The sequence below is a fragment of the Skermanella sp. genome (assembly GCF_059503625.1).
The window spans coordinates 1-3,813 of the sequence record NZ_JCACHA010000119.1 but is presented as its reverse complement, the minus strand read 5'-3'; the positions used below and the strand labels follow the sequence as shown (position 1 = coordinate 3,813).

Genomic DNA, 3,813 nt, shown 5'->3' with positions numbered 1-3,813 from the left:
CACCAACTACGACCAATTTCATGTAATGTCCTTTGTTTCACGCGTGAATAATGGACCAGCAATAGCCTCACCACGCACTACAAGCGCAATAGATATAGCCATGCGGCCTTTGTATTCGCTGCCGGTGGATGCACTTCCCTTAATACCAGACGCAGCCCAAAGAAGGTGTTCGGAAAGGTTCCTCGCCGTCATGTGAGCCGATAACCACTGCTTATCCACCCCAGTTTCAATCAGCAGTGCTTCGATGATCTGAATGAAATCCTGCTCAAAACGCCTCACAGTATCGAGGTGCTTTGAGCGCGCGTGATCAAGCAATTCGGCCGTAATGGCAGGCGCTTTCGCGTCACCGTGGATGGCATCAAAAATCATCATCAGCCGGGACTCCACGTCAAGGGCAGCACACCTCGATAGTTCCTCTGCTTCTTTCAGCAAGTGCGAGGCGAGATGCTCCAGCGCAGCTTTGAACAACTGCTCCTTCGTGCTGAACTTGAGGTACAGCCCTTGGCGGGAAAGTCCCGCCGCCTGGGCAATGTCGTCCATAGACGCCTTTTTGTAGCCAAAACGAAAAAAGACCTCCATTGCAGCTTTAAGAATGGCTGACAGATCAGCAATTGGCGGAGCCATGTTCGTTTCTTCAAGCAGCGTACGAATTGAATTCAAAGCGGACGCCTGTCAGTTCTTCACTAACGCTCCACAGTCGCTCTGCCACGCCAAGTTCCAGAGCGCGAGCCGGTGGAATGGATTTCGTAGGCGGTCCGCGCATTTCTAGGAATTTAGACGGACTCCAATATGATCCATTCGCCGCGGCAGAGTCCGTCGCGGCCCTTATCGTCGGCAAAGCGCCGCCGCTTGCCGATGCGGCCAGAAAAGGATTTACGAACCACCGGAAGTACCACGTAGTGCGTTGCAGGTCCGTTGCCGCTCCTCCAGGATGCGCAGCCGTTGCTATTGTCGTACTGCAAGCAGCGTCCAGTCTGCGTGCAAGCTCCTGAGAAAACATCAAGGTTGCAAGTTTACTCTGATTATATGCGCCCCACTTCGAGTATGGCCGACGCTCGAAATTGAGATCGCCGAGGTCGATATGGCCGAAGTTCGCGGCTGCACTCGACACGACCACGATACGTGACGACGAGGTTGATAGAATCAACGGAAGCAATCGCCCGGTCACTGCAAAATGCCCGAGATGATTGGTGCCGAACTGCAACTCAAAACCTTCGTTTGTTCGAGCGAATGGCGGAGCCATAATACCCGCATTGTTGATGAGCAGGTCCAACCGCGAGTGAGCGGCCACAACGGAGTCTGTGGCCGCTTTCACTGAGTCGAGATCGGCCAGGTCGAGCGGGAGAAGCGACACTGCTGCATCTGGCTGGACTGCTCGGATTCGATCAAGCGCTCGTGCGCCCTTGGACTGATTGCGACAGGCGAGGAGGACCTGAGCCCCGCGTGCGGCCAGCGTCCTGGCCGTCTCGAAGCCCAATCCCGTGTTGGCGCCGGTCACCAGTGCGACACGTCCCGCTAGAGCGGGAACGTCATCGAAACTCCATGATGATTCTGTAATCATAGGCATAGTTTACATGACAAACATAATATGTCAAGTATGCGGGAGCTCGGACGCTGCGATTGAAGCGGCGAACGCTCCGCGCACCCGCAGGCGGCATCCGCTCGCCACGTTTGATCCCTCAGTTCTCAAATCGGCTTCACGACTGCAAGAATGGCGATTGTAAGCATGGCGACCACTATTCCGATGCTAATTCCGGGAGTGCCCTTCGCGGGCTTTTCGTCCCGAACGAAGCGGCGCAGCCGTCCCGACTGCACGCCATGGAGTGTTGAAAGCGCGACGACGAAGACGAGTTTGACCATTAGCCATGGCGATGGAAACCACCCGGCCCACACCGTCAGGGAGAGGCCGAGGACCCAGGTAAGCAGCAGTGCCGGCGTCGTGGCACGGCGATCAAGCTGAAGCAGGACCGCCAGGGTTCCGGCTTGCTGTTCCTGCGGATATTGCGCAATCACGTTCATCATCCGATCGTACGCAAGCAGGCCGCCGACAAGGAATACCACCGCCGTCACATGCCCGGCCACGAGATAGGGATAAAACTCTATGGCCGTCATTTTGCCTCCTGGCGCTGGAGCACTTCGGTCTTCCCCTGAAGCCAGGCAATGTTGAAATAGCCAGCGAATGGCAGGAAAGCGACAGCGAACAGCCGCGCGATGTCGCGCCCCCGCCAGCCGCCGGCGGCGACTGTCTGCAGCGCTGTCCAGCTATAAGCCAGGAAGGCAATCCCGTGGACGGGACCCAGAATTCGCGATCCAAGCGGCCAGCCGAATATATGTTTCAGCGGCGCGGCAAGGCAGACCAGCAGGACGAGCGTCGTCGCCTCGATGATCGAAAGGATCTCCAACCGCTTCAGCTGTTGACGTTCAAGCCCGCTCGCCGACTGCGGGGGTGCCGTTTGGTCAACCATCGATGGTGTTCCTCATTTCTGATTGCGCGTCGGCACTATGGGGCCGCGGCTCTGACTGCTTGAAAATCCGTCCAGCTCAACGGAGCCCCGATCACATACCAGGCCACGATCATCAGATCGCAGATAACGCAGTCGAAGGGCGAGATCGGTGCGAACGGGATGATCGGATTACCGTAGAGATGGTGCAAACCGGCCCAGGTGCGTTATGGGCCCGCATCCAAGCGTGATTACGCGACAGTGGAACAGACCGGCATAGGCCAGCCCGGGCAGGACTGCGCAAAAGACGAACTGCCACATTCCGGAACTGCCGTTGAGATAGGCAGTGCCCGCGCTGGCCAGAGATATGGCGGTGAACTTCCGCCAGCCTGCCTCCACCAACAGCGAAGAAATAAGCGCGATGAGTACGAATCCTACCAGAACGGGCCGGACAAGCTGAGGGGCAGGCAGGCCCGCGAAGAACGATGAGAGCATGCGCTAGGCTTCCGGTCGGTGCTGCATGGGGACAGGCGTGGCTTGATTGCGCTGGACGAGAGCGTTGAACGCCTTTCTTGCATAGACGTCTGCGCCTTCTTCGCGGATGAAGCGGCTCGACACATGGTGGCTGAGATAGATCCCGCAGAGCTCCCAAACGAACTGCTCGACGTCGGTGTCAGTGTTCAGATGCCCCTCGGCCACTGCTTCGCGGACGAACTGGCGCAGCTGCTCTCGCCAATGCTCCTCAAGCTTAAGCGCATGGGAGCGGAGTTCGCCTTCAACGTCGTCAAATTCGAATAGCGCCGCCGCCACCGGACAACCGCCGCTCAGGCCGGCACGACGCGGCCAGCCGAGCCACAGGTCCATCACGGCGCTCAGCCGCGGAAGGCCCTTGGCTGTTCGCATGATCGGTTCGGTCACGAGGCGATTGGCGGTTTGTGCCGTTTCTTTGAGGAGATCGACCTGCAGCTGCTCCTTGGAGCGGAAATGCGCGAACAGTCCGCTCTTCGACAGGCCCGCTGCGCTGGCAAGCTCGCCAAGCGTCACGCCCGACAGCCCTTGCACGCTCATCCGGTCAAGCCCGATGCGCAACAATCGCTCTTTAGTTTTGCTTCCCTTCATATCGTAAACGATACGACCGATCGTACTATTTTTCAAAGGAAAAAATATCTCGGCGCTGACCTGCAGGAGCGGCTGTTGATGACGACGGCCGTCAGCTCCGCGGCATCACCACAGGCCAGCCGCCAAGTGCGGTGCAGCCGGTCGAGCAGGCGACGCCACAGTCCAAGCCGGGGCCAGCGGGCGAACAGGCTGAACAGTGTGTTGAACGGGATGTCGCACAGCTGCCCGATGGCGCGCCACTGCATGCCGCAGA

Annotated in this window: 8 protein-coding genes; all 8 read right to left on the bottom strand. The window is 58.4% G+C overall.

From position 1 onward, the window contains the following. Positions 1-18: 18 nt before the first annotated feature. Positions 19-660, bottom strand: coding sequence for a TetR/AcrR family transcriptional regulator (locus AC5JJ6_RS03270; RefSeq protein WP_496040672.1), 642 nt, complete (start codon positions 658-660; stop codon positions 19-21). Further along, positions 635-1,498 carry an oxidoreductase gene (locus AC5JJ6_RS03265; protein ID WP_496040671.1) on the bottom strand — a complete coding sequence of 288 codons (864 nt, stop codon included), beginning with the start codon at positions 1,496-1,498 and terminating at the stop codon, positions 635-637. Before AC5JJ6_RS03265 ends, AC5JJ6_RS03270 begins: the two co-directional genes overlap by 26 nt. A 188-nt stretch (positions 1,499-1,686) precedes the next feature. Further along, the gene (locus AC5JJ6_RS03260; protein ID WP_496040670.1) at positions 1,687-2,112 is read right to left on the bottom strand and encodes a CopD family protein; all 426 of its coding nucleotides are present in this window, start codon (positions 2,110-2,112) and stop codon (positions 1,687-1,689) included. Then, positions 2,109-2,465, bottom strand: coding sequence for a DUF3817 domain-containing protein (locus tag AC5JJ6_RS03255; RefSeq protein WP_496040669.1), 357 nt, complete (start codon positions 2,463-2,465; stop codon positions 2,109-2,111). The genes AC5JJ6_RS03260 and AC5JJ6_RS03255 overlap by 4 nt, the downstream gene beginning before the upstream one ends. A gap of 35 nt (positions 2,466-2,500) precedes the next feature. Next, a complete protein-coding gene (locus tag AC5JJ6_RS03250) occupies positions 2,501-2,653 on the bottom strand; it encodes a DUF6010 family protein (RefSeq protein ID WP_496040668.1) in 153 nt (50 codons plus the stop codon). After that, on the bottom strand, positions 2,634-2,936 hold the full coding sequence (locus AC5JJ6_RS03245; protein WP_496040667.1) for a DUF6010 family protein: 303 nt from the start codon (positions 2,934-2,936) through the stop codon (positions 2,634-2,636). The genes AC5JJ6_RS03250 and AC5JJ6_RS03245 overlap by 20 nt, the downstream gene beginning before the upstream one ends. Positions 2,937-2,939: 3 nt before the next feature. After that, on the bottom strand, positions 2,940-3,596 hold the full coding sequence (locus tag AC5JJ6_RS03240) for a TetR/AcrR family transcriptional regulator (protein ID WP_496040666.1): 657 nt from the start codon (positions 3,594-3,596) through the stop codon (positions 2,940-2,942). Beyond that, positions 3,593-3,813, bottom strand: a 221-nt coding sequence (locus tag AC5JJ6_RS03235; protein WP_496040665.1) for a hypothetical protein, incomplete at its 5' end; no start/stop codon positions are given. The genes AC5JJ6_RS03235 and AC5JJ6_RS03240, both read right to left, overlap by 4 nt.

Excerpts from the sequence above, each read along its gene's own strand:
- AC5JJ6_RS03260 (WP_496040670.1), bottom strand. The coding sequence starts at position 2,112 with ATGACGGCCATAGAGTTTTATCCCTATCTCGTGGCCGGGCATGTGACG.
- AC5JJ6_RS03255 (WP_496040669.1), bottom strand. The coding sequence starts at position 2,465 with ATGGTTGACCAAACGGCACCCCCGCAGTCGGCGAGCGGGCTTGAACGT.
- AC5JJ6_RS03245 (WP_496040667.1), bottom strand. The coding sequence starts at position 2,936 with ATGCTCTCATCGTTCTTCGCGGGCCTGCCTGCCCCTCAGCTTGTCCGG.